This is a genomic window from Pollutimonas rozaliensis, from assembly GCF_048751585.1.
Lineage (GTDB): Bacteria > Pseudomonadota > Gammaproteobacteria > Burkholderiales > Burkholderiaceae_B.
The window spans coordinates 1-263 of sequence record NZ_JAZHOB010000183.1 but is presented as its reverse complement, the minus strand read 5'-3'; the positions used below and the strand labels follow the sequence as shown (position 1 = coordinate 263).

General features: G+C 45.6%; 1 pseudogene. It reads right to left on the bottom strand.

Annotated elements, in window-relative coordinates:
• Positions 1-212: pseudogene (locus V0R37_RS22495) on the bottom strand (biotin--[acetyl-CoA-carboxylase] ligase); the annotation flags it as partial.
• Positions 213-263 lie beyond the last annotated feature (51 nt).

Here is a 263-nt window from a genome sequence, read left to right as displayed (position 1 = left end):
TTAATCCCATTGAGACCCTTTTCCTCAAGTGCTTCCACTATCGCGACCCCAATGACGAGGCTTAAGCCCATAGCGGCAGCCAAACCCGCGTCTAAACGCCAGAACAGGGAGAAATAAAGGTTAGAACCAAAAGGCGATACCCAATGCCGCCCCCGGCGACCACGACCCTTATTTTGATATTCAGCGATACAAACCGTTCCAGATGAGATCATGTGCGAATTATCTAATAAATAATGATTGGTTGAATCAATAATATGATGCTA